This window comes from Catenuloplanes sp. NPDC051500 (assembly GCF_044454585.1).
Lineage (GTDB): Bacteria > Actinomycetota > Actinomycetes > Mycobacteriales > Micromonosporaceae > Catenuloplanes.
Genome location: NZ_JBITDX010000019.1, coordinates 61,619 through 84,400, shown reverse-complemented (window position 1 = coordinate 84,400; position 22,782 = coordinate 61,619). Strand labels below are relative to the sequence as shown.

Here is a 22,782-nt window from a genome sequence, read left to right as displayed (position 1 = left end):
GCCGTACCGGATGAGGATTGTGGTTCTGGGGTTGACTTTGTGGATAGTGCTACGTTCCTATAGTGCTAGCAGCCTAGTGGAATGGAGTGCAGGCGTGATCGAGTTTCATCTGAGTGCGCGGTCGGGGGTGTCGCCGTATCTGCAGCTGGTGCAGCAGGTGCGGCAGGCGTTGCGGCTGGGGCGGTTGAGCGTCGGTGATCAGCTGCCGACGGTGAAGGACGTGGTGGCACGGCTGGCGATCAATCCGAACACGGTGCTGAAGGCGTATCGGGAGTTGGAGCGGGAAGGGCTGGTGTCGCCGCGTCCGGGGGTGGGCACGTTCGTGACCGGGATGCCGGCGGGGGAGTCGCTTGCCGCGCACGAGCCGTTGCGGCGCGAGCTGCGGGACCTGATCGAGCGGTCCCGCACGGCGGGGCTGGATGCGGATGTGCTTGAGGCGTTGTTCGCGGCCACGATCCGCGAGGTTTTTCCGGTGGCCTCGACGAGTGAGGCCGGGCGATGACCGTGTCGGTGCTTACCGCAGCAGGCCTCGGCAAGCGGTACGGGCGGCGGGCCGCGCTCACCGGCGTCGACCTGGACATCCCGGCCGGTCGGATAGCCGGGCTGGTCGGGCCGAACGGCGCGGGCAAGTCGACGCTGCTCGGGCTCGCCGCCGGCATGTTGACGCCGGACGAGGGGAGCATCACCGTGCTCGGCGGGCGGCCCGGCGGCGACCAGCTGGCCCGCGTCGGGTTCGTCGCGCAGGACACGCCGGTCTACCCGAGCCTGTCGGTCGCTGACCATCTGCGGCTCGGCGCGCGGCTCAACCCGCGGTTCGACACCGCGCTTGCCACGGCGCGGATCACGGCGCTCGGGCTGGACCCGCGGCAGCGGGCCGGGCGGCTCTCCGGCGGCCAGCGCGCCCAGCTCGCGCTCGCGATCGCCGCGGCCAAGCGCCCGGAGCTGCTGCTCTTCGACGAGCCGGTGGCCGCGCTCGACCCGCTGGCCCGGCGCACCTTCCTGAGCAGCCTGATGGAGTTCGTGGCGGACCTCGGGATCAGCGTGATCCTCTCCTCGCACCTGATCGGGGACCTGGAGCGCGTCTGCGACTACCTGATCGTGCTTGCGGCCGCGCGCGTCCAGGTGGCCGGCGAGGTCGACGACCTGCTGGAGCAGCACGTCCGGATCGTCGGCGACCGCGGCGACTTCGGCGCGCTGCCCGCGGACGCGGAGGTGATCCAGGCCGAGCACGGCACCCGGCAGAGCAGCATGGTGGTCCGCTCGCCCGGCGGCGTGCCGGGCGCGGAGCCGCTCGGACTTGAGGACCTGGTGCTCGCCTACCTGGGCCGCGCCGTCGATCGCCCGCTTGAGGTGGCGCGATGATCTGGCTGACCTGGCGGCAGGCCCGCACCCAGACGCTTGTCGCGCTGGCCGCGCTGGCCGTGGCCGCGCTCGCGCTTGTGGCGCTGGGGCTGGCGTTGCGCGAGGGCTACCGCACCGACCTCGGCGGCTGTGCGTCCTGTGTGGACGGCGCCACGTTCAGCCGGTTCAAGGAACGGTTCGACATGTTCCTGCTGCTCGCGGACCTGGTACTGATCGCCGTGCCCGCGCTTGCCGGTTTGTTCTGGGGTGCGCCGCTCGTCGCCCGCGAGCTGGAGACCGGCACCCACCGCCTGGTCTGGAGCCAGAGCATCACCCGGGTCCGCTGGCTCGCGGTGAAGCTGAGCCTGCTCACGCTGCTGACGGTGGCCGTGACCGGCGCGTTCTCGCTGCTGCTCACCTGGGCGGCCAGCCCGTGGGACCTGATCATGGGCAACTGGTTCGGCGCGATCGAGTTCGCCAGCCGGAACGTGGCGCCGCTCGGGCATGCCGCGTTCGCGTTCGTGGCAGGCGTCACGATCGGGCTCCTGGTCCGGCGCACGGTGCCGGCGATGGCGGTCACGCTCGCGGTCTTCACGGCGGTGCAGATCGCGGTGCCGTTCGCGGTCCGGCCGCACCTGCGCAGCCCGATCACCGAGACGATCGCGTTCGACGCGCAGAACGCGATGAAGTACTCGGAGGGTTTCAGCCTCAACCAGGACGGCCAGGTCTGGGTGGACGGCTACGCGCTGCCCGGCGCGTGGATGCTCACCGGCGCGGTCCAACTGCTCTTCGCGGACGGCACCGCCCCGGCGCGGGACGTGGTCGACGCCTGCTTCCGCGGCGAGGGCCCGGAGAAGGCCACCTCGTGCATCCAGGATCTGGACCTCTACCTGACCGTGACCTACCAGCCCAGCGACCGGTACTGGACGTTCCAGTGGCTGGAGCTGGCCGGATTCGCCACGCTCGCGGCCGCGGCCGCCGGTGTCGCTTTCTGGCGGGTCCGACGGGTTTCGTGACCGTGGCACGCGGGGATCAATCGAAACATGAAGAGCTTGAGGGTACGAGTTTCGGCGATCTCCGCGGCCGGGCTGGTGCTGCTGCTGTCCGCGTGCGGCACGTCCGACGACTCGGCGGCCGCCGCCGACGCCCCGTCCGCCGAGTCCTCGGTGGCCACCGCGCCACCGAACCCGGCCGAGCCGGGCCGGTGCCACACCGCGGACCTGACCGTGACGATCGCGCCGGCCACCGGTGGCGGCGCGGCCGGCCACCACGGCGAGCGACTCACGTTCACCAACGCGTCCGCGATGCCGTGCACGCTTGAAGGCTTCCCCGGCGTCTCGTTCGTGACCGGCGACGACAGCACCCAGGTCGGCGCCGACTTCAAGCGTGAGGGCGACACGGCCGCGAAGCTTACGCTCAACCCGGGCGACTCCGCCGCGACTGACCTGCTGCTCGCCGACACCGGCGCGGCCGGCTGCGAACCGACCGAGACCCGCGGCTTCCGGATCTTCCCGCCGGACGAGACCGCCGCGATCTTCGTCAGCTCCCCGCAGCAGGCCTGCAAGGAGGCGGACAAGGGCGTCGGCACGGTCAAGCCGCTCGCGGTCTGAGCAGCGCCCCGCCGTCGCCGGGTCAGGCGGTGTAGCCGGCGGCCTGCAGGGTGAAGAGGTCGGCGTAAGGGCCCGCGGCGCTCATCAGGGTGTCGTGGGTGCCGGACTCGACGAGGGCGCCGTTGTCGAGGACGAAGATGTGGTCGGCGTGGCGGACGTTGGCCAGGCGGTGCGTGATCAGGATTGTGGTGGCGCGGCCCTGGCGGTCGCGGATCGCCTGGAAGAGCGCGTCCTCGGCACGCGGGTCGAGCGCGGAGGACGGCTCGTCCATGATGAGCAGCTCGGCGTCGCGGAGGAAGCCGCGGGCCGCGGTGATGCGCTGCCACTGGCCGCCGGACAGGTCCTGGCCCTTGGCGAACGTGCGGTCGAGAAGCGTCTCGTACCCGTGCGGCAGTTCTTCGATCATGTGATGTGCGGCGGCGAGCTGTGCCGCCGACTCGATCCGCCCCTGGTCCGGCACGGCCTCCGGGTCACCGACAGCGATGTTTGTGGCCGCGGTGAACGGCCACTTGTGGTAGTCCTGCGTGACGACCCCGACGCGCGCGCCGAGCGCCGCCGGGTCCCAGTCGCCGAGCGGCCGGTCGTTCCAGCGGATCTCCCCGCGTGTCGGCTCCCGCAAGCCCGCGATCATCGCGGCCAGCGTGGACTTCCCGGACCCGTTCTCGCCCACGAACGCCACGGTCTGACCGGCGTGCACGGTGAGCGTCACGTCGTCCACCGCGGGCGACGAGCGATCCGGGTAACAGAGGGTCACCCCGCGCACCGACAGGGACCGCAGCGGGCCGGGCGCGGGCCATTCGCCGCCGCGAGGCATGTGCGCGGCCGCCCGCTCCATGAACCCGGTGTAGTCCCCGAAGTGCTGGCCCTCGGTGTAGACCCGGTCGATCTGGAACGTCATGGTGCTCAGCGCCCGCTGCGCCGCCTGCACTGCGATAACACAGGTGGCGGCGGCCGAGAGCGGGATGTGCCCGCCGAGCAGCAACGTCCCCAGCAGCAGGTACACCGCGCCGGTGGCGACGCCGCCGATGGCCGCGCCGACGCTCGTGGAGGTGGTGACGCGGCGGGCGAGCGCGAGCTGGATCGCGGTCTCCACGTCCATCACGCGGTCGTACTGGTCGAGCAGGAAGCGGCGCAGGCCGTACGACCGGAGCTCGTGGGCCGAGGTGCGTTCCGCCATCAGCCGGTGCAGGATCCACAGCCGCCGGCGGCGTACCGAGCCCGCGATGTAGGTGCGGTAGCGCTGGTGCCCGGCGCGAAGCGAACCCCACGCGTTCGGCACTGTCGCGACAAGCAGCGCGGCAAGCAGCAGCGGGTGGATGAGCAGCACCGCGACCGCGACCGCGGCCATCGACACCGCGCCGGCAAGCAGGTTCATCACGCCCTGGACCAGCCCGATTGCGGAGTCGGTGCCGCGGGAGGCGCGTTCCATGTCGTCGGCGAACGCGTCCTCGTCGAACGCGTCCAGCCGGACCGACGTGGTCACCTCGAACAGCCCGCGTTCGATCTCCCGGCTGACCCGCGGCGTGAGGCCGTTCTGCGCATAGGCGGTGGCGATGCCGAGCCCGGCCCGGATCGCGGTCGCGGCCGCCAGCGCGCCGAGTGCGGGTAGTGCCGCGGTCACCCGGTCCGGCGTCGGGCCGCCGGCGAACAGCTCCACAAGCACCCGCTGCGTCGCCAGCAGCCCGAACGTGGCCATCACGCCGGCGCCGACGGTGGACACCGCCACGATCGTGGTACGCAGCCGGTCGGCCCGCCAGCTCACCGCGACCGCGCGCCGGACCAGCGCGGGCAGCTCCGCGAAGACGCCGAACAGGCCGGCGTCCGCCCGGCGCCGCATCCCGGTCTCCCACCACATCGTGCGCAGCTCGGGCAGCACAGACTCCGTGTTCGCTGTCACCGAACCAGCATGCCTCCACTTGCCGTGATCGATTCGGTGCCGAGCGTGAGTGAACCGTGGTGAGTAGTCCCGCCGGTGGATCGGTTCCGTCGCCGTCCGAACGGCGGCGGGCGCGAGACGTACGCCGGCCCGCCGGGTGTGCGATTATCGCACTATGACTGCGCAGTCCGAATGGGCGGAGATCGGCCAGCGGGTCCGGGAGGCTCGACTGGCGGCCCGCCAGTCGCAAGATCAGCTCGGTCGCCGAATCGGCCTGGACCGGACGATGGTCGCCAAGATCGAGGCCGGATCGCGCCGCGTGGACGCCGTCGAGCTGGTACGGCTGGCCGAGTCGCTCAACGTGCCGCTTGGACATCTACTCCATGAGCGTCCCCCGGTGCTGTCCCGGCGTACGCCGATCTTCGAGGAGGAGACCACCGAGGCCGGTCGTGAGTCGCTCCGGCTGGAGAGCGCACTCACCGCCTGGCTGCGGGATCTGCAGCAACTGCGGACGCTTGGCCTCCTGCCGCTCGAGCCGCTTCTCGTGCACGAGGGGGCGCTCATCACGGACGATGACGCTCGAGAGGCCGCACGCTGGACCCGGGGGCGGCTGGGCCTGGGTGAGGGCCCGATTCCGTCGTTGATGGCCGTCTGTGAGCGTTTGGGCCTGCTGGTCGCGGTGATCGACCTGCCGGGTGACGGCGCTTCGGTGGTCGACGGTGAACTGGCCGCCGCCGTGATCAGCCGACTCGGGCCGCCGGGACGGCGACGGGCGACCGCCGCGCACGAGCTGGGGCACGTGCTGCTCGGTGACGAGTACTCAAGCGATCTCGGCGTCCACACGTCACGTTCGCGCCGCGAGGCGATCATCGACGGGTATGCCGCGGAGCTGCTGCTGCCTGTCGATGCGATTCGCGCTGAGGGGCGTGCGCTCGCGCGTCAGGCACTGGTCCGGCTCGCCGGCTCGTACCGGGTCTCGTGGACGCTCGCGGTCCGCCAGGCCGTTCGTGCCGGTGTTGTGACACACGCCGATGCTGCCCGGTTGCAGTCGCTGACCCCGACCAAGGCGGAACTGCTCGATGCGACCGGCTGGACACCTCAGCCCGATCTGGAGTGGCTGCGGGTGCCGCCCACCGTTGCCCACGCCGTGCTGGAGGCGCGCTCCCGTGGCCTGATCACTACGGCGCGCACGCTGGAACTGTTGCGTGGCCAGCTCGAGGCCGACGACCTTCCCTCCCTGGACGACGAGGACGAGGCCCCGTGACCGATCGTTCCGGCATATCAGCTCTCGTCTTCGACACGACCTGTCTCAGCTACTTCGCCCGCGCCGATCGGCTTGACGTGCTCGGCGACCTGCGCGCGGGCCTGAGCTCCTTCGTTCCCGATCCGGTACGCCTGGAGATCCGAGACGGGCTATCGGCTCATCCCCAACTCCGGCAGGTGTTGGAGGTGGACTGGTTGCAGACCGTGCCGCTCGACACGCTCGACCGGATCAAACGATTAGCGACGTGGGCGAGCCGGGTCGGGGCCGGGCCACGACATGTCGGTGAAGCAAGCGTGCTCGCGGTCGCGGAGGAGTTGTCGATTACCGCGCTGATTGACGAACGCGACGCGACCCGGACCGGGCGGGCGTACGGTGTGGCGGTGCACGGCACGATCTGGCTGCTTGCCGCCGCGTGCCGTGACGGGAAGCTGACCATGGTCGCCGCCGGGAATCTTGTGGACAGCCTTGGTGAAACAGGCATGCGACTTCCGTGTGCGGGCAATGACTTCCGGCGTTTCGTGGAACGGCATCGCCTGCTTTGAAAGGTAGTGGAGGCGCGGGCGGAACGGATCGCGGAAAGCGAAGCCCGTGTGAGGTGGTAATCCATGGGGCATAGAGCAGCGTATGGCTGTGGAGAACGCGACCGAAGAGGAGCTGGCGGCGCGACTGCGGGCCGAGGTCGCGGTCATGGAGGGTGCGGCGGCCGAGGGGCGTTACGGCGTTGCGCTGGAAGCGAGCGGGATCGCGGGCGGCACGATCCGGCGGCTGCGGGAGATCTCGCCGGAGAATGCGACCCACATCATGGCCGCGGCCGGACTGCTGCACAACCGCTCGCATTTCCTACAACGCGTCGGACAAGTGACGGCGTCGATCGACGTGGCGGCGGAGTCCGCGGCGCTGTTCCGGGAGCTGGTGCCGGCGGATCCGGCGTTTTACCGGCCGTATCTGGCGGATGCGCTGGTGCGCCTGGGCGCGGCCATTGAAGCGGACGGCCGGGTGGGTGAAGCGCTGGAGCCGATCGCGGAGGCGGTGCGTACGTATCGGGAGACCATCTTCGACGCGCCGCGTCATCGGACCGGGCTGGCGCGCACGCTGGTGCGGTTCGGGGAAATGCTTGCGGAAGCGGGCGACGTGGAGTCGGCGACCCGGGCGATGTCGGAGGCTGCCGATCTGTTCCGGGCCGCCGCGGAGGACGGTGCGGTGCTCTACTCGCCATCGAAAGCCGGGCCGATTCCCGTAGGTTGGGAGTTGCTCGTCGACGGCCCGGCGTATGCGGTGGCGCTGCGCAACCTGGCGGTCGCGAACAGCCGGGCAGGCCGGTCCGGGGCGGCGGTGAACGACGCCCGGGAGGCGGTCGAGGTCCAGCGCAGGGTGGCGGCGGCGCGCCCCTCGGCCGAGCTGGATCTGGCGAATGTGCTGGTCGAGCACGCGCAGATCCTGAACGAGGCAGGTTATCGCATCGAAGCTCGTAACAGTATTGAAGAAGCGATCGCCTGGTACGAGTTGGCGGGCCAAGAAGGGCGATTGAGCTGGGCGTATAGTGTCCGCGACTTGATTGCCGAGCAATAGTCCGCGCGCATTGATTTCCCGGCGGCTTGCGCGATATTGCACGGTTCAGGCAGACTTCATTTCGGTACCCCATCCGTTTGCATTGTTCTTCCTGACCGGGAGTGAGCCACCGTGGCTAAGCAAGTCATCACGCTGTTGACCGACGACCTCGACGGCAGCGAGGCTGACCGCACCGTCGAGTTCGCGCTGGACGACGTGACCTACACCATTGACCTTTCCGAGAAGAACGCGGGTAAGCTCCGCAAGGTTCTTGATCCCTACATCGCGGCGGGCACCCGCGTGGGGCGCAGCGGCGCGGTCGCGGTGCAGCGTGGCGGACGCCGCGTCACCGGTGGCACCGTCCGGTCGAATCGCGATCAGAACAAGGCGATTCGCGACTGGGCCGCGCAGAACGGTTACGACGTTTCCGAGCGCGGCCGCATCCCGGCCAACGTGGTCGAGGCGTTCAACAAGCGTTAAGTCACGGGCGGAACCGATAGCCCATCCCCGGTTCGGTGATCAGGTGCCGGGGGCGGGCGGGGTCGTCCTCCAACTTGCGGCGTAGTTGTGCCAGATACTGGCGCAGATAGTTGGTCTCCGTCTCGAATTGCGGGCCCCACACCTCCTGTAACAGCTGACGCTGGCTGATCAGCTTGCCGGGATTGCGGAGCATGATTTCGAGAATGTGCCACTGGGTGGGAGTCAGCCGCAGCTCCTCCCCGTCGTCCCCGCGTACTGTGCGGTCCGCGAGGTCGACGGTCCAGCTCCCGATCCGGGCCACCGGCGCGGCCTCACCCGTGGCGTTGATCCGGCGGGTCACGGCGCGGATCCGGGCCAGCAGCTCCTCCACGCCGAACGGCTTGGTGATGTAGTCGTCGGCGCCCGCATCGAGCGCCGCGACCTTCTCCTCGCTGCTCGCGCGCCCGGACAGCACGATCACCGGCACCGCGGTCCAGCCGCGCACGCCGCGGATCACCTCGACGCCGTCCATGTCCGGAAGGCCGAGGTCAAGCACGATCAGGTCGGGGTGGTGCTGCGCGACGGCCCGCAGCGCGGAGCCGCCGTCCGCGGCGACCTCCACGGCGTACCCCCGTGCCTTGAGGTTGATCCTCAGCGCGCGGAGGATCTGGGGCTCGTCGTCGACCACGAGGACGCGTGTCATTCCTGCTCCAGATCAAGATCAGACGGGGGTACGGCCTTCAGGCCGGTCAGGGGCGGGTGGCCGGGGCGGTAGCCGGGGGGAGGTACGGCCGGGAGCGCCAGGACCATGGTCAGGCCGCCGCCCGGGGTCGCCTCGGGCGTGAGCGTGCCGCCCATCGCCTCGGCGAGCCCGCGAGAGAGCGCCAGCCCCAGCCCGACGCCGCTGTGATTGTCCCGGTCGCCGAGCCGCTGGAACGGCAGGAACACGCTGTCCCACTCCTCCTCCGGCAGGCCCGGCCCGGTGTCGATCACGCGCAGCTCCACCTCGCCGCCGTGCGTGCTCGCGGACACCACAGGCGGCGCGTCCGGCGGGGCGTAGCGCAGCGCGTTCGACACCAGGTTGACGAGCACGCGCTCGAGCAGGCCGGGGTCGGCGGGCACCTCGGGCAGGTCCGGCGGGATGTGCACGCGTACCGCGTGGGCGGCCGGGCCCAGCTCGTCGAGCGCGCGCGGCACCGCGTCCTCGAGCCCGATCTCGATGAGCGACAGGCCGAGCACGCCCGCCTGGAGCCGGCTCATGTCAAGCAGGTTCGCCACCAGCCGGGTCAGCTGGTCAAGCGACTCGTCCGCGGTGGCCAGCAGCTCGTCGCGGTCCTCGTCGTCGAACGCGACCTCCGCGTGCTCCCCGGACGCGCTGCGAAGCGACGTCACCGCGGCCTTCGCGGAGGCGAGCGGCGTGCGCAGGTCGTGGCTGACCGCGGCCAGCAGTGCGGTGCGCATCCGGTCCGCGGCGGCGAGCGGCCGGGCGGTGGCGGCCTCCGCGGCCAGCCGTTCCTGGCGCAGCGCGAGCGCGGCCTGCGCGGCGAACGCCTCCACGATCCGCCGGTCGTCCGCGGCAAGCGGCGCGCCGTGCAGCGCCAGGCTGAGCGTGTCGTCGACCGGCACGTCCACCTCGGCCTCGGCCGGCGCGGCGCACGGCGGCCCGCCGACGCCGGCGACCACGGTCCAGGACTGCGGGTCGCGCTGCACGTCCGGCCGGCTGCCTGACTCCGGGTCGCGTTCCAGGAGCGTGACCGCGGTGAAGCCGAACGTCTCCCGGAGCCGCTCCAGCAGCGCGGTAAGCGGCCGGGCGCCGCGCAGCACGCTGCCCGCGACAAGCGCCAGCGTGGTGGCTTCCGCGCTGGCCTGGGCCGCCTCCCGGGTGCGCCGCGCGGCCAGGTCGACGACCGCGCTCACCGACGCGGCCACCAGTACGAAGATGACAAGGGCCAGCAGGTTGTCCGGCTCCGCGATGGTGAAGCGCCCGGTCGGCGGCGTGAAGAAGTAGTTGAGCAGCAGCGACCCGCCGACGGCCGCGAGCAGCGCCGGCCAGAGCCCGCCGACCAGCGCGACGCCGACCGACGCGGCCAGGAAGATCAGGATGTCGAGCGTCAGGCTCTGCGGCAGCAGGTGCATGCCGACGGTCAGCAGCGGCATGCCGGCCAGCGCCAGCGCGAACCCGGCGATCCGCCGCCGCCGGGACAGCGCGGTGGTCGCGTCGAACGACCGCCGCCCGTGCCCGGCGCGCTCGTGCGTGACCAGGTGCACGTCGATGCTGCCGGACCGGGCCGTGGTGGTGACGCCGACGCCGGGGGAGAACAACTGCGCGACCCGGCCGCGCCGGCTCGCGCCGAGCACCAGCTGGGTGGCGTTCACACCGCGGGCGAACGTGAGCAGCGCGGCCGGCACATCACCGCCGACCACCTGGTGGTACGACCCGCCGACGCTCTCCACGAGCACCCGCTGCGTGGCCAGCAGCGCCGGGTCCGCGCCGGCCAGGCCGTCGTTGCGGGCCACGTGCACGGCAAGCAGCTCCGCGCCCTTGGTCCGGTCCGCGATCCGGGCCGCGCGGCGGATCAGCGTGTCGCCCTCCGGCCCGCCGGTCAGCGCGACCACCACCCGCTCCCGGGTCTCCCAGGTGGTGGCGATCTCGTGCTCGGCGCGGTACCGGTCAAGCTGGTCGTCGACCTTGTCGGCAAGCCAGAGCAGTGCCAGCTCACGCAGCGCGGTGAGGTTGCCGACCCGGAAGTAGTTGCCGAGCGCCGCGTCGATCTTCTCCGGCTGGTAGACGTTGCCGTGCGCCATCCGGCGGCGCAGCGCCTCCGGCGTCAGGTCGGCCAGCTCGACCTGCTCGGCCGCGCGGACGATCGCGTCCGGCACGGTCTCCCGCTGCGGCACGCCGGTGATCTCCTCGACCACGTCGTTGAGCGACTCCAGGTGCTGCACGTTCACCGTGGAGAGCACGTCGATGCCGGCGTCGAGCAGCTCCTGGATGTCCTGCCAGCGCTTCTCGTGCCGGCCGCCCGGCACGTTCGTGTGCGCCAGCTCGTCGACAAGCGCGATCTCGGGCCGGCGGGCGAGCACCGCGTCCGTGTCCATCTCGGTGAACGCGGCGCCGCGGTAGTTCACCGCCTTCCGGGGTACGACCTCGAGCGCGCCGATCATCGACTCGGTCATCGGCCGCCCGTGCGTCTCCACGAAGCCGATCACCACGTCGGTGCCGCGCCCGGCCCGGCGTTGCGCCTCCTCGAGCATGGCGTAGGTCTTGCCCACGCCCGGGGCCGCGCCCAGGTAGATCCGCAGTTGTCCGCGTGCCACGGGCCGATCCTTTCACTCGCGAGCGGGGTCCCTCGCGTGCGGCGCGAAGGACCCCCGATCGTCAGGCTCGCGCGTCAAGCGCCAGGTTGAGTTCAAGCACGTTCACGGCGGGCTCGCCCAGGAAGCCGAGCGCGCGGCCGGCGGTGTGCGCCTCGACCAGCGCGGTCACGTCGGCCTCGGTGAGACCGCGCTCGCGGGCCACCCTCGGGGTCTGCAGGCGCGCGTAGGCGACGCTGATGTGCGGGTCGAGCGCGCTTCCGGACGCGGTGACCGCGTCGGCGGGGATCGTCGCGTTGTCAGGTGCGTCGCCGTGGACCGGCGTGATCACGCCCCCGGAGTAGTCCTCGGCCGGATTCGCGCACTCCACGGCCGTACCCTCGAAAGTGCTTGTGAATGGTGGTGTGGGGCAGAGCTGGTTGAGGCTCACCGCGCGGGTGACGGCGCCGGTGAGACCGTCCGCGCGGAAGACGCTCAGCACCGCGCCCACGCCGTCGGAGGTGCAGTAGGGACGGGACCCGTCCACGCTCTCCAGCGCGCCGATCGCCAGGCTCCGGGCGCAGACCTGGGTGAGCAGGCCTGGCGCGTCCGGCGCGTCCACCACGCTCTCCGGGCCGAGGTTCGAGGCGCCGGTGCTCAGCGGGTCGTAGCCGTCGCCGCCGGCCGAGGGCCGGGACTGGAAGTAGCGCGGGACCGGGTTGCCGTCCGCGTCAGTGAAGTGCTGGCCGATCAGCGCGCTGCCTCGCACGGTCCCGTCCGTGGTGATGAGCGAGCCCTCGGCCCGGCCGCTGAGACCCGGGAGCTGGGCCACCCCCACAAGCAGCAGGGGGTACGCGAGTCCGAGCGCGACGGTGAAGAAGAGCAGCGCACGCAGCGCGGCGAGGTGCTGGGAGAGCCAGGATGGAAGACGCATGTCAGATTCCCGGGATCGTGGAGATGAGCAGGTCGATGAGCTTGATGCCGATGAACGGGACGACGATGCCGCCGAGGCCGTAGACGAGCAGGTTGCGGGAGAGCAGGGCGGCGGCGCTGCTCGGCCGGTACCGCACGCCGCGCAGCGCGAGTGGGATCAGCGCGACGATGACGACCGCGTTGAAGATGACCGCGGACAGGATCGCCGTGGTCGGACTGTCCAGCCGCATGATGTTGAGCGCGTCCAGGCTCGGGTAGACGCCGGCGAACATGGCCGGGATGATCGCGAAGTACTTGGCGATGTCGTTCGCGATGGAGAACGTGGTGAGCGCGCCGCGGGTGATCAGCAACTGCTTGCCGATCTCCACGATCTCGATCAGCTTGGTCGGGTCCGAGTCGAGGTCGACCATGTTGCCGGCCTCCTTCGCGGCCGACGTGCCGGTGTTCATCGCCACGCCCACGTCCGCCTGGGCCAGCGCGGGCGCGTCGTTCGTGCCGTCGCCGGTCATCGCGACCAGCCGCCCGCCCTCCTGCTCCTTGCGGATCAGCGCGAGCTTGTCCTCCGGCGTCGCCTCGGCGAGGAAGTCGTCGACGCCTGCCTCGGCCGCGATCGCCTTCGCGGTCACCGGGTTGTCGCCGGTGATCATGACGGTGCGGATGCCCATCCGGCGCATCTCGTCGAAGCGCTCGCGCATGCCGGGCTTGACCACGTCCTTGAGGTGGATCACGCCGAGCGCGCGGGCCGGCTGCCCGTCGGTGTGTGACGCGACGACGAGCGGGGTGCCGCCGGACGCGCTGACCCGCTCGACAAGCGTGGCTATGTCCGGAGAGAGCGTGCCGCCGTTCTCGCGAACCCAGGCGGTGACCGAGCCGGCCGCGCCCTTGCGGATCCGGCGCACGGCGCCGTTCGCGGGGGCTGTGGCGCTCGCGGGGTCCGTGGCGCTCGCGGGGTCCGGATCGGTGGCGGCCGGGAGGTCGACGCCGCTCATCCGGGTCTGGGCGGTGAACTCGACGAACGTGGCGTGCGCCATGGTGCGCTCGCGGAAGCCGAAGTTCTTGGCCAGCACCACCACCGAGCGGCCCTCCGGCGTGTCGTCCGCCAGGCTGGAGAGCTGCGCGGCGTCGGCAAGTTCCGTCTCGGTCACGCCTGGTGCGGGGAGGAACTCGGACGCCTGCCGGTTGCCGAGCGTGATCGTGCCGGTCTTGTCAAGCAGCAGCGTGCTGACGTCACCTGCCGCCTCGACCGCGCGGCCGCTCATCGCGAGCACGTTGCGCTGCACCGGGCGGTCCATGCCGGCGATGCCGATCGCGGAGAGCAGCGCGCCGATCGTGGTCGGGATCAGGCAGACCAGAAGCGAGACGAGCACGATGCCGGTGACGCCGTTGCCGTCGAGTGCCGCGGTGTCCGGCGCCGCGCCCTGGTAGGCCTTGGCGTAGATCGCCAGCGGCTGCAGCGTCACCACTGCGAGCAGGAAGATCACGGTGAGCGCGGCGAGCAGGATGTTGAGCGCGATCTCGTTCGGCGTCTTCTGCCGGTTCGAGCCCTCGACAAGCGCGATCATCCGGTCGATGAAGCTCTCGCCGGGCTTCTGGGTGATCCTGACGACGATCCGGTCGGAGAGGACCTTGGTGCCGCCGGTGACAGCGCTCCGGTCGCCGCCGGACTCGCGGATCACCGGGGCGGACTCGCCGGTGATCGCGGACTCGTCGACGCTTGCGATGCCCTCGACCACGTCGCCGTCGCCCGGGATGATCTGCCCGGCCCGGACCTCGACGATGTCGCCCTGCTGCAGCTCGCCCGCGGCCACGCCCTCGTCCGTGTAGTCGGCAGGCCGCGCGCCGGGCCTCCAGCCCTTGAGGCGGTTCGCGACGGTGTCCTGCTTGGCGGCGCGGAGCGTGGCGGCCTGGGCCTTGCCCCGGCCCTCCGCGACCGCTTCGGCCAGGTTCGCGAAGATCACGGTGAGCCAGAGCCAGACCGTGATCGCGACGGCGAACGCGGACGGGTCCGCGGCCGCGAGCACCGTGGTGAACACGGCGCCGATCTCGACGATCAGCATGACCGGGTTGCGCCACATGACGCGTGGGTCGAGCTTCCGGACCGCGTCCGGCAGCGAGCGGAGCAGCTGTTTCGGGTCGAGGAGACCGCCGCCGACCGACGTGCGTGGCACCGGGACGTCGTCCTGGGCCGGGGTCTCCGGCGCTGCGAGAGTGCTGGTGTTCATGACTTCCTACCGGTTTTCGCGGGGAGTGCTGCTTCGGTGAGGGCTTCCGTGACGGTTGCTGTGCGCGCTGCCGCGCGGGTTCGCGGGGCCGCTTCCGCGCGGACTTCCGGAACGGTCTCCGGGCCGGCGCCGGGGAGCGGGCGCATCAGAGGCCTTCCGCGAGCGGGCCGAGCGCCAGCGCCGGGAGGAAGGTCAGCGCGACAAGCACGACGGTCACGCCGGCCACCATGCCGACGAAGAGCGGCCGGTGCGTGGGCAGCGTGCCCTCGGACTCGGGGACCGGCGCCTGCCGGGCGAGCGAGCCGGCCAGGCCGAGCACGAAGATGATCGGGAGGAAGCGGCCGAGAAGCATCGCAAGCGCGGTCGCGGTGTCCCACCAGCCGGTGTTGACTGTGATGCCGGCGAACGCGGAGCCGTTGTTGTTGGCCGCGGAGGTGAACGCGTAGAGCACCTCGGAGAGCCCGTGCGGGCCGGTGTTCAGGGCCGTGGACGCGTTGCCGCTTGCGAACGCGGCGGCGGTGCCGGTAAGCACCAGGATCGGCGTGATCAGGAAGTACAGCGACGCGAACTTGATCTCGCGGGAGCCGATCTTCTTGCCCAGGTACTCCGGCGTGCGCCCGACCATCAGGCCTGCCACGAACACAGTGATCGTGGCGAGCACGAGCAACCCGTAGAGGCCGGAGCCGGTACCGCCGGGCGCGACCTCGCCGAGCATCATGTTCAGCATCGGCATCATGCCGCCGAGCGCGGTGTACGAGTCGTGGAACGAGTTGACCGCGCCCGTCGAGGTGAGCGTGGTGACCGCGGCGAACACGGCGGAGTCGGCCACGCCGAAGCGCACGTCCTTGCCCTCCATGGCGGCGCCCACCGCGGTCGGGACCGTGCCCGCGCCGTGCAGCTCGAAGACTGTGGTCAGCGTGATGCTCGTCAACGCGAGCAGCGCCATCACGGCCGCGATCGCGTACCCCTGGCGGTTCTGCCCGACCATCCGGCCGAAGACGCGCGGCATGCTGAACGGGATCAGCAGGATCAGGAACAGCTGCAGCCAGTTCGTCCAGGTGGTCGGGTTCTCGAACGGGTGCGCGCTGTTGGTGTTGTAGAAGCCGCCGCCGTTCGTACCCAGCACCTTGATCACCTCCTGGGACGCCACAGGGCCGCCCGGGATGGTCTGGGTGCCGCCGGTGAGCGTCTCCACATCGACGCCGGAGTGCAGGTTCTGCACGACGCCGCCGGCCATCAGCATGACCGCGCCGATCACCGCGACAGGCAGCAGGATGCGCAGCGTGATCCGGACCAGATCGACCCAGAAGTTGCCCAGCTGGTCGGTCTTCGACCTGGCGAAGCCGCGGACCAGCGCGACCGCGACCGCGATGCCGACCGCGGCGGAGACGAAGTTCTGCACGGCGAGGCCGGCCATCTGCGCCAGGTGACCCATTGTCGACTCGCCGGAGTACGCCTGCCAGTTCGTGTTCGTCACGAAGCTGACAGCGGTGTTCCAGGCGATGTGGTCGGTGACCGGGGCCATGCCCAGGCTCAGCCAGAGGTGCTGCTGCAGGCGCAGCAACGCGTAGAGGAACAGGATCGACACGGCGGAGAACGCCAGCACGCTGCGGCCGTAGACGCCCCAGCTCTGGTCCGCGTCCGGGTCGACGCCGACGATCCGGTAGATGCCACGCTCCACCCGGGAGTGCTTCCGCTGGGATACCACGCGGAACATGTAGTCGCCGAACGGGCGGTAGACCGCGGCGACGGCGGCGACGAGCGAGACGATGAAGATCACGCCCGCGACGGTGGTGCTCATCTCAGCAGCCTCTTCAGAACTTCTCGGGGAACAACAGCGCGACGAGCAGGTAGGCGGCGAGGGCTGCGGCGAGCGCGAGGCCGATCGCGTTGACGGCGGTCACAGCTTCTCCACCGCCCGCAGCAGCAGGGTGAGCGCGCCGAAGAGCGCCACCGTCGCGAGCACGAACGCCAGATCGGGCATCGTGCGACTCCTTCACGTGGGGGACGGTCGCCACCGGCGGGGGCGCCGGTCGCGAACGCAATGAAACGCCTGGTTACGGCCGCTGCGGGGAAACCTGACGCGTTGCATACGGGCCGCCGCGCTTTCTTGACGCGTTTTTCACGCCGGTCCCTTTTGTGGGGCTCTGCGGGGCGTACCGCCGCGCGGGAGACGCGCGCGCCGCGCTACGGAATGCGGCAGGCGGTGCGGGCCGGCTGACCGGCCTCAGGGGTGGATGATCGCGGCGCCGGCGAAGAAGAGGACGATTCCGGCGCCGGTGCCCTGGGCCAGGCCGATGCCCATCCGGCGGGACCTGTCGACGATGGTGGCCAGACCGCCTGCCGATGCGGTCAGCACGCCCGCGCCGATCGCCAGGAACGAGTAGAACGGGGAGAACTCGCTGCCCTGATTCAGTGCCAGCAGGGTGAGCAGCACCAGCTGGGGGAGCAGGCCGAGCGCGAGACCGGTCAGCTTCGGGCCGTCAAGAGTCACCTGGCTCCGCGCCGCCGCCCGCCTGGTTCCCGCCATGCCGTTATCGTCCCAGCTCGGCGGCGGTTCTACGGCAGCTTCGGCCGCAGCAGCCGCGCGATGTCCAGTTCCCGGCCCTCGTAGTCGCTGCCGTCCTCGACGTGCCACACCCAGGAGAGCACGCTCAGCACGAAGCCCCAGGCGAGCACGCGGTCCGGGGGCAGCGCCAGGCCGTCCGCGACCTGCGCGATCCGGTCCGGGACCAGGCGGGTGAGCGCGTCGTCGCGTACCCACGGATCCGGGTTGTAGAGCAGCGCGCCCACCTCGGAGGCGGGGTCACCGGTGCGGCCGTGCGGGTCGATGGCCAGCCACGGTGCGCGCGTGCCGGCCAGGATGTTGGCGTGGTGCAGGTCGCCGTGCAGTACCACGCGGGTGGTCGTGCTGGCACAAAGTTCCCGGTGCACCCCGAGCGCGTGGGCGACCAGGTCGTCGCCGGGGTGACGGGCCAGGTGGGCGGCGAGGTCGAGTGCGTGGTCCTCGACCGGTTCGAGCGCGGCGCCGGTGTCCGGGACGGGGCGGTGCAGGCGGCGGGCGACCTCGACGAACACCGCGGTGGCGGCCTCGTCGTCGTGCCGCTGAACGGCGTGGAGCGTGGTGCCGGGCTCGACGCGTTCCAGCAGCAGCGCGCCCTGCTCCTCGTCGTAGGCGAGCAGCCGGGCCGCGCCGTCGCCACCGAACGCGGTCAGCGCCGCCGGCTCCGCGCGCAGATGCCGGGCACCGGGCACGCCGAGCTTGAGCACCGCCGGCTCGCCGCCGGCACGGCGGGCGGGAGCAACCCAGTTGAAGCTCAGCGGGTACGGCGTGCCGACTGTCAGGCCCCATTGTGCTGCCACGTCGTTGACGCGGGCGGGGAGCGTGGTCAGCCAGCGTGCGCCCTCGTCGCCCCAGACCGCGACCACAGTGCGCCGGAAGCTGTCGTCATCCGCCATGGCCGCGAGCCTAGTGCGGGTGAGTATGTCGGCTCATGTCGATTATTTCGGTGTGCGGAAGGCTCTGTCCCATGGAGATCGACATGTGGAAGAGCGGCATTCCGGACGGCGTGGGGACCGAGGGCATTCCGGACGGGGTCGCACGCGACGCCCGCCACTGAGCCGGGGGCGGTGCCGGTGCGGTCGTCGCGCGCGGGACGCGCGTACCGGCTGATGGTTCTGGCCTGTTGTTTGTGATCTGTCACAACGACGGCATTCTGGCCCTGCCGTCCCTTTGCGGGGCGACAGGGCCACGATGGCTAGCGCTTGCGGAGTTGTTGCCACGGGGTCCAGCCGCGGCAGAGCAGGTAGGCGGTCACGGTCGTCACCACCAGGATGCTGTCCACGACCGCGGTCTGTGCGGCCTCCGGCTTGCCGAGCATCGCGAGCGAGAAGACGGTGATCGCGGTCTTCTGGAAGATCAGGATCTCCCAGAGGCCGGGAAGCGTGCGCGGCCAGATCGCCAGGATCGCCCAGAGTCCGGCGAAGACCGCGTAGGCGAACGTGCGCCAGGCCTCGGTGATGATCCGGTCGTCGGGCACCGTGGTGAGCACCAGGAGGCCGCTGACCAGCGGGATGAGCGTGGTGACTGCGTCGAAGCCCATCAGGCCCCGTCCGATGCGGTCGGCGGTGCGGTTCATGATGTGGCCCCTTCGAGGCGGGTGCGCGGGCGGTGGACGGCGACGATCAGCGCGAGGGACGCGACGACGATCAGCGCGACCGCGACCGGGTGGATGTGCTTGGACAGGCTCGGCGAGCCCTCCGGCCGGATGATCCAGGCGGCCAGCGGCACCGCGTAGACGGCGGCGAGCACTGTGGCGGCGATCCGGATCGCGCGGTCCGTGGTCCGGGTGAAGGCGACGATCACCGCGGTGATAACCGGGACGACCGCGACAAGCGCGAACTGCCCGAGCAGGAGGACCGGGACAGCCCAGGCGGAGATGGTGAGCGGTAACGGTATGCGGCGTTTTCCTGCCATGACGGCGGCTCCTTCGTAGATTTCCTTCCTGCGGTTAGAGGTTATAACCGCTTGGGCGCACGAGTCAACGCTTTAGTAAGAACCTCTAACTTAAAGGTGAGCCGGCGCCGGAGGCTGCGGGCGCGGGACGAACGCGGGCTCCGCCGGGGCGGCCGGGGGCTCGGCCGACGGGCGGTGCAGCAGGAAGAGCAGCTCGATGCCGAGCGTGACAGTGGAGATCAGCGTCAGTGCCGCGCCGGTAAGCGCGGCCACCATGACCAGCCAGGGACCCTCGCCGAGCGCGGCCCCGCCCATCGCGGCGACCGTGCCGGCCGCGGAGAACACGGCTGGCGCCGCGACAACTGTCAATGCGAGGCCGGCCGACCAGTACACCGCGACCGCGTGCTCGCCGGGGGTGTGCCGGGTCAGGCGGTTGCCGGCGATCGCGAGCGCCACCGGCGGGAGGAGCGCGATCAGCCAGAGCAGGAACACGGAGAGCCCGTCCATCGCCTCAGCGTAGGGGAACCTCGCAAGCCACCGACAGTCGCAGTGTCAGGACGTCGCCCACATCGAGGTTCTCGGCGCGGCGGACGTTCGTCCGGATCGGCACGATGTAGCGGCCGTCCTTCGGCCACAGCGCGGTCTCCCACGAGGTGCCTCCGATGTGGACGGCGGCGGGGATCATGCCCCAGCCGTAGGAGACCGCGGCCGCGGCGGACCGCAACACCGCAGCCTCCTCATCCGGTACGGTCACGAAGTGCCAGGGCGCCGGCCCGCGCCAGAACCACATCTCACCGCTGAACTCGAGCTCCACGAGGAGCGAGCCTAGGAGATACCGCGCGGCGGCGTGTGCCGCCCGGCGAGCAGCGCGCCGCAGGTACCGCGGAGATCGTGGCCGGCACGACGGTCCGGGGCGGGGAACAGCGGGCTCACACCAGGTCGGACGGGTCCGTGTTCGCGCCGCAGAGCACGACCGCGACGCGCTCGCCGCCGGCCGGCTGGTAGGCGCCGGAGGTGAGCGCGGCCATCGCGGCGGCCGCGCTGTGCTCGACCACGATCCGGTAGTGGTCCCACAGGTGCCGGCGGGCCGCGATCAGGTCCGCGTCCTCGACAAGCAGCGACCGCACGCCGGTCCGGCGCGCCACCTCGAACGCGATGTCGCCGACCCGCCGCGCGCCGAGCGCGTCCGCCGCCACCCCGGAGACGGGCACGTCCACCGGGCGTCCGGCCGCGAGCGCGTCGTGCAGCGCGCGGGCGCCGGTCGGCTCGACCCCGACCGTGCGGGCCTGGCCCTCAAGCGCGGCCGCGACGCCGGCCAACAGGCCACCGCCGCCGACCGCGACAAGCACTGTGTCGAACCCGCCGGTCTGCTCCCACAGCTCAAGCGCGAGCGTGCCCGCGCCGGCCGCCATGTCCGGCTGGTCGTACGGGTGGCAGAACGTGGCCCCGCTGTCGGCGACCCGCTTCCGCGCGGCCTCGTACGCCTCCGCGAACTCGTTGCCGACCTGCACCACCACCGCGCCAAGCTCGTGCAGCCGCCGCACCTTGGCCGGCGACGAGATCACCGGCACGTAGATCTCGGCAGGCACGCCCAGTTGCGCGGCCGCGTGCGCCACCGCGATGCCCGCGTTCCCGCCGGACGCCGTGACCACGCCCGCACCGGTCAGCTCGCCGCTCTCGGACGCGGCAAGGATCCGGTTCAGCGCGCCGCGCGCCTTGAACGTGCCGGTGTGCTGCAACTGCTCCAGTTTGAACATTGTCGCGCCGGAGTCGGCCACCTCGAGCACCGGGGTACGCCGTACGCGGCCGCCGATCCGTATCGCCGCCGCGTCCACGTCCGCTCGTGTGATCATGTCCCAAGCCTACGGGTCCGGTACGCTGACCAGCCATGTGCCACGAGGACCGGCATGGCTGATCCGCTGCGTCCCGGCGATCCCCGTGAACTCGGTGGATATCGCCTGCTGGGCCGCCTGGGCGAGGGCGGCATGGGAGCCGTCTTTCTCGGCGAGTTCGCTGACGGCCGGATGGTCGCGGTGAAGGCGATCCGCCCCGATCTGGCCGACGAGCCGGAGTACCGCGGCCGGTTCCGCAGCGAGGTGAGCCGGGCCCGGCAGGTGCCGCCGTTCTGCACTGCGGCCGTGCTCGACGCGGACCCGGAGCACACCACGCCGTACCTGGTCGTCGAGTACGTGGACGGTCCCAGCCTGGGCGAGGTGGTCGCCGAGCGCGGCCCGCTGTCCGGCGGCGACCTGCACAGCGTGGCGATCGGGGTGGCGACCGCGCTTACCGCTATCCACGGGGCCGGCGTCATCCACCGGGATCTCAAGCCGCGCAACGTGCTGTTCGCCCTCGGCTCGCCAAGGCGCCCTGCAGTCGCCGCTGCGCGAGATCGTGGCGCGCACGCTTGCCAAGGACCCGGTGGACCGGCCGACCGCGCCCGAGCTGCTGGAACTGTTGCTCGACACCGGATCGCACAGCGTGGCGGACCTGACCGGCCGGCCGGAGCTGGAAGTGGCCGCCCAGGCGGCGCGCGCGCAGAGCCGGCGGGGGCGCCGTCCCGCGCGGGTGCTCGCGGCGGTGCTGGCCGGCGTGCTCGCGGTCGCGGTGGCCGGGGCGGCGGGGGCGTGGGCCGCGCTGCGGGACGACACCGCCGCCGTGGTCCTCCCCGCGCCGTCGTCGCCACCGCAGGCACCGGCTCTGGGCAACGGGCCGGTGATCATCGACCGGCTGGACCGGCCCGGCCAGTGGCCCGCGGCAACGAGCGAGGACGGCAGCTGCGCGTACACCGGCGGGCGTCTGGTCATCAGCGACGTGGAGCCGGTCTGGCACGCCTGCGACGGGCCGGACGACCTGTTCGCCGGTGACTCGTCGATCGCCGTGACGGTGGCGCTGCTGGAGCCGGGCAGCTGCGCGTTCGTCGCGTTCCGGCTGACCGCGGACGACGAGTACAACGGTTACCTGCTCAGGCTCTGCGCGGATGCGATCGGTGTCGAGCGGCACGCGGACGACCGGGCCGAGGACATCGGGACGACCGAGACCGCGGTGCTTGCCGGCGGCGGCGAGCACCGCGTCGCGATGGAGATCCGGGACGAGGTGGCGACCGTGCGCGTGGACGGCGCCACAATCGCAACGGCTGCGGTCGACGACCGGCGGGCCGTCACCGGCTGGTTCCGCCTCGGGCTGGAGGCGGAGCCGGACGCGGAGGCCCCGACCGGCAGCGTGGCCTACAGGAATGTGGAGATCCGGACGCTGTGAAGTCTCATGCGCTGGCGCTGGTGCTGCCGATCGTCGTGCTGCTCTCCGCGTGCGGGACGGACGGTGCGGACCCGGGCGCGTCGCCGTCCATGTCCGCGTCGCCGTCCGCCGGGGCCGTGCCCGCGTTCACCGACGTCAGCAAGGGCGACACCGATTCGATCGTCAAGCTGCTCTCCTTCACCGCCGGCACGAACCAGGCCGTCGTCGTCGAGCCGGTCATCTTCATGATCAATCCGGATTTCTGCGAGGCCTTCCACATCCCGCTCGACGACCGGCGCTGCGCCAACGCCTGGAACACCGCAGACAGCCAGGCCACGATCACATTGCCCCGGGCGGACGACGCGGTCCTCGCGCTTGTCGACCAGGCGGACCTGAGCGCCTGCCTTGACGAGAAGGGCGCCGGCTCGGGCGAGGTGTCCGGCCGCGAGTTCGCCGAGCGGCTCGGCGAAGGCCAGCACCTGGTCCGCCTGACGACCAGGGACGGCGTCGCGGTCCGGCTGGCGGAGCTCTACACACCCTGACGG

Annotated in this window: 24 protein-coding genes and 1 pseudogene; 11 read left to right on the top strand and 14 right to left on the bottom strand. The window is 71.4% G+C overall.

The window, feature by feature from the left end; all coding sequences use genetic code 11:
* The first annotated feature begins 94 nt into the window (after positions 1–94).
* Genes ACIA8K_RS30970 through ACIA8K_RS30955 form a run of 4 tightly spaced genes read left to right on the top strand, consistent with a single transcriptional unit; the run spans position 95 to position 2,951 of the window.
* Positions 95–502 (top strand): GntR family transcriptional regulator, encoded by a 408-nt coding sequence (locus ACIA8K_RS30970; protein ID WP_396065614.1) that lies wholly within the window; start codon positions 95–97, stop codon positions 500–502.
* The gene (locus ACIA8K_RS30965) at positions 499–1,362 is read left to right on the top strand and encodes an ABC transporter ATP-binding protein (protein WP_396065612.1); all 864 of its coding nucleotides are present in this window, start codon (positions 499–501) and stop codon (positions 1,360–1,362) included. The genes ACIA8K_RS30970 and ACIA8K_RS30965 overlap by 4 nt, the downstream gene beginning before the upstream one ends.
* Positions 1,359–2,357 carry a transmembrane transport protein gene (locus ACIA8K_RS30960; protein ID WP_396065610.1) on the top strand — a complete coding sequence of 333 codons (999 nt, stop codon included), beginning with the start codon at positions 1,359–1,361 and terminating at the stop codon, positions 2,355–2,357. Before ACIA8K_RS30965 ends, ACIA8K_RS30960 begins: the two co-directional genes overlap by 4 nt.
* 36 nt (positions 2,358–2,393) lie before the next feature.
* Positions 2,394–2,951, top strand: a complete 558-nt coding sequence (locus ACIA8K_RS30955; RefSeq protein ID WP_396065608.1) for a DUF4232 domain-containing protein — start codon at positions 2,394–2,396, stop codon at positions 2,949–2,951.
* A 22-nt stretch (positions 2,952–2,973) separates the two neighbouring features.
* Here ACIA8K_RS30955 and ACIA8K_RS30950 read toward each other — a convergent pair whose 3' ends face one another.
* Positions 2,974–4,806 (bottom strand): ABC transporter ATP-binding protein, encoded by a 1,833-nt coding sequence (locus ACIA8K_RS30950; RefSeq protein WP_396065735.1) that lies wholly within the window; start codon positions 4,804–4,806, stop codon positions 2,974–2,976.
* Positions 4,807–5,002: 196 nt separating this feature from the next.
* Between ACIA8K_RS30950 and ACIA8K_RS30945 the strand changes: the two genes are divergently transcribed.
* From ACIA8K_RS30945 to ACIA8K_RS30930, 4 genes are all read left to right on the top strand, one after another.
* Positions 5,003–6,091, top strand: a complete 1,089-nt coding sequence (locus tag ACIA8K_RS30945; RefSeq protein WP_396065606.1) for a helix-turn-helix domain-containing protein — start codon at positions 5,003–5,005, stop codon at positions 6,089–6,091.
* A complete protein-coding gene (locus ACIA8K_RS30940) occupies positions 6,088–6,633 on the top strand; it encodes a hypothetical protein (protein WP_396065604.1) in 546 nt (181 codons plus the stop codon). Before ACIA8K_RS30945 ends, ACIA8K_RS30940 begins: the two co-directional genes overlap by 4 nt.
* A gap of 88 nt (positions 6,634–6,721) precedes the next feature.
* The gene (locus tag ACIA8K_RS30935; protein WP_396065602.1) at positions 6,722–7,660 is read left to right on the top strand and encodes a hypothetical protein; all 939 of its coding nucleotides are present in this window, start codon (positions 6,722–6,724) and stop codon (positions 7,658–7,660) included.
* A 111-nt stretch (positions 7,661–7,771) separates the two neighbouring features.
* Positions 7,772–8,119 carry an Lsr2 family protein gene (locus ACIA8K_RS30930; protein WP_396065600.1) on the top strand — a complete coding sequence of 116 codons (348 nt, stop codon included), beginning with the start codon at positions 7,772–7,774 and terminating at the stop codon, positions 8,117–8,119.
* Position 8,120: 1 nt separating this feature from the next.
* Here the strand turns inward: ACIA8K_RS30930 and ACIA8K_RS30925 are convergent, their stop codons facing one another.
* The 13 genes from ACIA8K_RS30925 to ACIA8K_RS30865 form a co-directional block, all read right to left on the bottom strand.
* Positions 8,121–8,801, bottom strand: coding sequence for a response regulator (locus ACIA8K_RS30925; RefSeq protein WP_396065598.1), 681 nt, complete (start codon positions 8,799–8,801; stop codon positions 8,121–8,123).
* Entirely contained in the window at positions 8,798–11,416 is a 2,619-nt protein-coding gene (locus tag ACIA8K_RS30920; protein WP_396065596.1) for a DUF4118 domain-containing protein, read from the bottom strand. Before ACIA8K_RS30920 ends, ACIA8K_RS30925 begins: the two co-directional genes overlap by 4 nt.
* Positions 11,417–11,477: 61 nt before the next feature.
* The gene (locus ACIA8K_RS30915; RefSeq protein WP_396065594.1) at positions 11,478–12,326 is read right to left on the bottom strand and encodes a potassium-transporting ATPase subunit C; all 849 of its coding nucleotides are present in this window, start codon (positions 12,324–12,326) and stop codon (positions 11,478–11,480) included.
* 1 nt (position 12,327) lies between these two features.
* Positions 12,328–14,547, bottom strand: a complete 2,220-nt coding sequence (kdpB, locus tag ACIA8K_RS30910) for a potassium-transporting ATPase subunit KdpB (RefSeq protein ID WP_396065592.1) — start codon at positions 14,545–14,547, stop codon at positions 12,328–12,330.
* Between the two features lie 145 nt (positions 14,548–14,692).
* Entirely contained in the window at positions 14,693–16,348 is a 1,656-nt protein-coding gene (gene kdpA / locus ACIA8K_RS30905) for a potassium-transporting ATPase subunit KdpA (protein ID WP_396065590.1), read from the bottom strand.
* Positions 16,349–16,361: 13 nt separating this feature from the next.
* On the bottom strand, positions 16,362–16,451 hold the full coding sequence (gene kdpF, locus ACIA8K_RS30900; RefSeq protein WP_396065588.1) for a K(+)-transporting ATPase subunit F: 90 nt from the start codon (positions 16,449–16,451) through the stop codon (positions 16,362–16,364).
* Between the two features lie 323 nt (positions 16,452–16,774).
* Positions 16,775–17,077: a hypothetical protein gene (locus tag ACIA8K_RS30895; RefSeq protein WP_396065586.1), complete on the bottom strand. Its 303-nt coding sequence runs from the start codon at positions 17,075–17,077 to the stop codon at positions 16,775–16,777.
* A gap of 29 nt (positions 17,078–17,106) precedes the next feature.
* A complete protein-coding gene (locus ACIA8K_RS30890) occupies positions 17,107–18,006 on the bottom strand; it encodes an aminoglycoside phosphotransferase family protein (RefSeq protein ID WP_396065584.1) in 900 nt (299 codons plus the stop codon).
* A gap of 299 nt (positions 18,007–18,305) precedes the next feature.
* Positions 18,306–18,686 carry a hypothetical protein gene (locus ACIA8K_RS30885; protein ID WP_396065582.1) on the bottom strand — a complete coding sequence of 127 codons (381 nt, stop codon included), beginning with the start codon at positions 18,684–18,686 and terminating at the stop codon, positions 18,306–18,308.
* Positions 18,683–19,024, bottom strand: a complete 342-nt coding sequence (locus ACIA8K_RS30880) for a hypothetical protein (protein WP_396065580.1) — start codon at positions 19,022–19,024, stop codon at positions 18,683–18,685. Before ACIA8K_RS30880 ends, ACIA8K_RS30885 begins: the two co-directional genes overlap by 4 nt.
* A gap of 90 nt (positions 19,025–19,114) precedes the next feature.
* Positions 19,115–19,510 (bottom strand): hypothetical protein, encoded by a 396-nt coding sequence (locus ACIA8K_RS30875; RefSeq protein ID WP_396065578.1) that lies wholly within the window; start codon positions 19,508–19,510, stop codon positions 19,115–19,117.
* A gap of 4 nt (positions 19,511–19,514) precedes the next feature.
* A complete protein-coding gene (locus tag ACIA8K_RS30870) occupies positions 19,515–19,817 on the bottom strand; it encodes a DUF1905 domain-containing protein (protein WP_396065576.1) in 303 nt (100 codons plus the stop codon).
* Positions 19,818–19,932: 115 nt separating this feature from the next.
* Positions 19,933–20,856, bottom strand: a complete 924-nt coding sequence (locus ACIA8K_RS30865; RefSeq protein WP_396065574.1) for a threonine/serine dehydratase — start codon at positions 20,854–20,856, stop codon at positions 19,933–19,935.
* Positions 20,857–20,910: 54 nt separating this feature from the next.
* On the opposite strand from ACIA8K_RS30865, the pseudogene ACIA8K_RS30860 reads away from it, so the two are divergent.
* From ACIA8K_RS30860 to ACIA8K_RS30850, 3 genes and pseudogenes are all read left to right on the top strand, one after another.
* A pseudogene (locus ACIA8K_RS30860) lies at positions 20,911–21,291 on the top strand (serine/threonine protein kinase); the annotation flags it as partial.
* Positions 21,292–21,394: 103 nt separating this feature from the next.
* On the top strand, positions 21,395–22,258 hold the full coding sequence (locus ACIA8K_RS30855; protein WP_396065741.1) for a hypothetical protein: 864 nt from the start codon (positions 21,395–21,397) through the stop codon (positions 22,256–22,258).
* Complete coding sequence (locus ACIA8K_RS30850; protein WP_396065572.1) at positions 22,255–22,779, top strand: hypothetical protein; 525 nt, start codon at positions 22,255–22,257, stop codon at positions 22,777–22,779. The genes ACIA8K_RS30855 and ACIA8K_RS30850 overlap by 4 nt, the downstream gene beginning before the upstream one ends.
* Positions 22,780–22,782: the final 3 nt, after the last annotated feature.

Bases quoted from the DNA above. Each gene is read 5' to 3' on its own strand.
- ACIA8K_RS30965 (WP_396065612.1), top strand. From the start codon at position 499: ATGACCGTGTCGGTGCTTACCGCAGCAGGCCTCGGCAAGCGGTACGGG.
- ACIA8K_RS30960 (WP_396065610.1), top strand. From the start codon at position 1,359: ATGATCTGGCTGACCTGGCGGCAGGCCCGCACCCAGACGCTTGTCGCG.
- ACIA8K_RS30950 (WP_396065735.1), bottom strand. From the start codon at position 4,806: ATGTGGTGGGAGACCGGGATGCGGCGCCGGGCGGACGCCGGCCTGTTC.
- ACIA8K_RS30945 (WP_396065606.1), top strand. From the start codon at position 5,003: ATGACTGCGCAGTCCGAATGGGCGGAGATCGGCCAGCGGGTCCGGGAG.
- ACIA8K_RS30925 (WP_396065598.1), bottom strand. From the start codon at position 8,801: ATGACACGCGTCCTCGTGGTCGACGACGAGCCCCAGATCCTCCGCGCG.
- ACIA8K_RS30915 (WP_396065594.1), bottom strand. From the start codon at position 12,326: ATGCGTCTTCCATCCTGGCTCTCCCAGCACCTCGCCGCGCTGCGTGCG.
- kdpB (WP_396065592.1), bottom strand. From the start codon at position 14,547: ATGAACACCAGCACTCTCGCAGCGCCGGAGACCCCGGCCCAGGACGAC.
- kdpA (WP_396065590.1), bottom strand. From the start codon at position 16,348: ATGAGCACCACCGTCGCGGGCGTGATCTTCATCGTCTCGCTCGTCGCC.
- ACIA8K_RS30895 (WP_396065586.1), bottom strand. From the start codon at position 17,077: ATGGCGGGAACCAGGCGGGCGGCGGCGCGGAGCCAGGTGACTCTTGAC.
- ACIA8K_RS30890 (WP_396065584.1), bottom strand. From the start codon at position 18,006: ATGGCGGATGACGACAGCTTCCGGCGCACTGTGGTCGCGGTCTGGGGC.
- ACIA8K_RS30885 (WP_396065582.1), bottom strand. From the start codon at position 18,686: ATGAACCGCACCGCCGACCGCATCGGACGGGGCCTGATGGGCTTCGAC.
- ACIA8K_RS30880 (WP_396065580.1), bottom strand. From the start codon at position 19,024: ATGGCAGGAAAACGCCGCATACCGTTACCGCTCACCATCTCCGCCTGG.
- ACIA8K_RS30875 (WP_396065578.1), bottom strand. From the start codon at position 19,510: ATGGACGGGCTCTCCGTGTTCCTGCTCTGGCTGATCGCGCTCCTCCCG.
- ACIA8K_RS30865 (WP_396065574.1), bottom strand. From the start codon at position 20,856: ATGATCACACGAGCGGACGTGGACGCGGCGGCGATACGGATCGGCGGC.